The 3,664-nt window shown below is 32.9% G+C and carries 4 protein-coding genes; all 4 read left to right on the plus strand.

What is annotated here, in order from left to right:
* On the plus strand, positions 1 to 477 hold a 477-nt coding region (locus tag B2741_RS02630), incomplete at its 5' end, for a Crp/Fnr family transcriptional regulator (protein ID WP_291135182.1).
* 61 nt (positions 478 to 538) lie between these two features.
* Positions 539 to 1,036 carry a GlcG/HbpS family heme-binding protein gene (locus B2741_RS02635; protein ID WP_291135185.1) on the plus strand — a complete coding sequence of 166 codons (498 nt, stop codon included), beginning with the start codon at positions 539 to 541 and terminating at the stop codon, positions 1,034 to 1,036.
* A 16-nt stretch (positions 1,037 to 1,052) separates the two neighbouring features.
* Positions 1,053 to 1,460, plus strand: coding sequence for a hydroxyisourate hydrolase (gene uraH / locus B2741_RS02640; RefSeq protein ID WP_291135187.1), 408 nt, complete (start codon positions 1,053 to 1,055; stop codon positions 1,458 to 1,460).
* Positions 1,461 to 2,488: 1,028 nt separating this feature from the next.
* Positions 2,489 to 3,664, plus strand: a 1,176-nt coding sequence (locus B2741_RS02645; RefSeq protein ID WP_291135189.1) for a SprB repeat-containing protein, incomplete at its 3' end; no start/stop codon positions are given.

Genomic DNA, 3,664 nt, shown 5'->3' on the forward strand with positions numbered 1-3,664 from the left:
GGTCAATATCACTGGAATTTGCAGCAATACGAACAAGTTGCTAATTACTATTATTTTGTGAATAAAGGAGCCGTAAGAGTGTTTACCATTACTGATGATGGACAAGAAATATCCCGTTACTTTGCTTTTGAAGATACATTTGTAACAGCATTACCCAGTTTTATTGACCAAAAACCAGCAGAAGAATATCTGCAAACTATTGAGAAATCAGAATTACTTCGCATCTCTAGGGAAGATTTTTACCAACTTGTAGCATCGGTTCCTGTATTTGCAAAAATATATACCGAAATTTTAGAATTAGGATTTATTACTGCACAAAAGCGAATTTATGGTTTTCAAGGTTATGATGCGCTTTACAAGGTGAAGTGGATTATAAAGAACCAACCTAAGTTACTTTTAAGAGTTTCTAATAAAATGGCGGCATCATTTTTAGGAATTTCTCCTGCAACTCTTAGCCGATTAAAAGCTAAATTATAAAACGTTGACTTAGATCAATGTTTCCGGAATTGACATAGGCTAACTTTGTCAAAAAAATAATATGAAATCTATTCTTATCGCTTTTTTGTGCCATTCCTTTTTTTTGGTTGCCCAATCTCAAATACCAACTTCCGATTTTAAAAAAAATTCGCAAACACTTGAAAGTCTTACTCAAGAAGCAGCCATTAAAGGACTAACTTTTGCTAATGCGATAGCGAAAGAAGCAAATAAAAAAATAGCAGTTGCTTTCCTAGATGCATCGGGTAAACCAATTTTAGTCACAATTGCAGATGGTGTTGGTCCTCATAATTTTGAGGCAGCCAGAAGAAAAGCATTTACGGCTTTATCGACAAAAAAACCAACACTTGTCTTATCGAGAAATGCAAGTGCAAATCCCGATACTCAGAATTTGAACACGTTACCCGAACTATTGTTGCTTGGTGGTGGAGTTCCTATTATAGTTAATAATAAAGTTATAGGGAGTGTTGGGATTGCTGGAGCAGGTGGTCCCGAACAAGATGATGCAATTGCCCAAAAAATAGTAACATTATTCCAATAATAAACATTTAAAAATTATGAAAAAGTCAATCATTTTAGGTCTTCTAATGCTGTTTTCAACTGTAATGGCAGCGCAATCAGAAAAATATCAATTATCAAGTCATATTCTTGATGTTAGTAAAGGTGTACCGGCAAGCGGGGTAACGATTAAACTTGAAAAGTTAGAGGAGACCACCAACACCTGGATTAAAGTAGATGAAAAAGTGACGGATAAAAATGGTAGAATTACCGATTTTTTAAAGGAGAATACTTCTAATTTAGGCATCTATAAACTGACTTATTTTACAAAGGAGTATTTTAAAAGAAATCAAACCGAGAGTTTTTATCCTTTTATAGAGGTTGTTTTTCAAATAACGGATAATAGTCATTATCATGTTCCAATAACTCTTTCGGCATTTGGTTATGCTACTTATAGGGGGAATTGATCTATTTGGACTTTGCTCGATTTAAAGTATCAGGTTTTATGTTTAAAGTTGTGGGCTTTACTGCGTAAAGCAACAGCCTACGTTGTAGGAGATTTAGCTTCGCTGGACTTAAGTTTTTAATCTGCGGAATAACAACTTTTACTTTGTGAAGAAATTGCCTAATGTGTAGGAGATTCCTATTTTGGCGGAATGACAGGCTAGTACTTCGTGAAGCGTTAGCCTAATTTGAAGGAGATTCTGAAACGAGTTCAGCATGACAACGAATAGTGAATGTTGCATGATGATTGCTTTGCCAGTTCGAGCAAAGTTCTCGGGTAACGAATGATTAATTTTGAAGGTGGTTTCACTTCGTGAAGCTTTTGCAAAGGGATAAGAAATTCCAAATTGATAGTTCTTATACAGATTACATAAATTTACTAAAACAGTTATTTTTTTATGTAATTCATCACTTATTCTTAAAAATAGAACACTTATTCCTTAAAAAGTTCTTTCTATTAATTTTTGTGATTAAATGTGTTAAAATCTAAAACCTTATATTAATTTTAACAAAAAAAGTAGTAGTGTTTTTTAAAGTAATAACTAATAAAAAGACTATTGTTTTGAGTTTAAATTTAATAATAAACAAAAAAAAATATAAGGTTTTTGAAAAAAAAACAGATAGAATTGAAAGTTAAGATTTAAGAATTTAGTCTTAATATTTAGATAAAGAATGGTTAGTTAGAGAGTTTACTTATATTTTGAGTAAATTAAAACAATTAAATTCTTTAGATTAATATAATGATTTATTTTAGTTATATTTCAATTATTCTTAAAATAATTGAATATATTTGAGGAAATTTTTTGATACTACCCCTAAATATATCTTAAATTAATCTGCTGTTTGTTGATTGAATGTCCATTTTATGGATTCATTTGTAACCAATTAAACATTCATAAATATGTATTTAATGCAGATTATTAGTAGATTCTATGTGTTTTAAAATTGTATGTTATTTAAGAAAAAATACAAACAATTTTAAAACAAGCCCATGAAAACAAAATTATTTAAATTAAAAAAGATAATATCATTATGTTTTTTGTTATGCTCCTTTATAGGTTTATCTCAAACAACATATGATTTTACAACACCAGCCGTGTTAACAAACACAGGTACTTGGATAACACAAGCCGATATTACGATTGGCGGAGTTGCCTATCGATTAACATCGGGAGGTAATGGAGGATTTACTAATCAAGGAACCGGAGGTGTTTCTAATAGTAATTGCTTAAGAAAAGACGGTTCAGGAGGAGATTCATTTTCTCTTCAACGTTTAGATGGTCAACCTTTTCAATTTTATGGTATTTGGGTAAATCACCAAAGTATGAATTTATATTCTACTTTAATGACACTTCCTCCTTGGTATACTTTAACAGCTAGTACCTATCAATATAACGATATGACTCCTATGACACCTGGTACAGCATGGAATAATTATACCTATTCTTCCACAGCAATCTCACCAGGAGCTGGAGGTATTACAGTAACTTCTGTATCAATTTATTTACCAGCTATTATCTATTATGCAATTGACAATATTATTGTAGGTCCAGTTGCAGCGCCATCACTTTCAGCAACTAGTTCATCTACAAATGTTTCTTGTAATGGAGGTTCAAATGGAACCGCTAGTGTTGTAGCAAGTGGCGGTACAGCACCTTATTCTTATAGTTGGTCACCTAGTGGTGGAACTGCTGCAACTGCAACAGGATTAACAGCAGGTGCCTACACATGTACAATTACTGATAATGTGGGTGCTTCAATAACTAGAAATTTCACGATTACACAGCCTCCAGCTTTAAATTCATCAACAGTAGTAACTAATGTTTCTTGTAATGGAGGTACCAATGGAGCAATTAATTTGACCCCTTCAGGAGGTACTCCAGGTTATACTTTTAATTGGGGAGGTGGAATAACTACAGAAGATAGAACAGGTTTAGCAGCAGGATCATACTCGGTTACTATAACCGATGCTAATGGATGTACGAGAGTACAAAATGTAACGGTTACTCAGCCTCCAGCTCTAAATTCATCAACAGTAGTAACTAATGTTTCTTGTAATGGAGGTACCAATGGAGCGATTAATTTAACCCCTTCTGGAGGTACTCCGGGTTATACTTTTAATTGGGGAGGTGGAATAACTACAGAAGATAGAACAGGTTTAGCTGCA

The sequence above is a fragment of the Flavobacterium sp. UBA7663 genome, assembly GCF_002483315.1.
Lineage (GTDB): Bacteria > Bacteroidota > Bacteroidia > Flavobacteriales > Flavobacteriaceae > Flavobacterium.

What these genes read in the sequence shown, in the direction of transcription:
- uraH (WP_291135187.1), top strand. Translation starts at nt 1,053, where the DNA reads ATGAAAAAGTCAATCATTTTAGGTCTTCTAATGCTGTTTTCAACTGTA.
- B2741_RS02635 (WP_291135185.1), top strand. Translation starts at nt 539, where the DNA reads ATGAAATCTATTCTTATCGCTTTTTTGTGCCATTCCTTTTTTTTGGTT.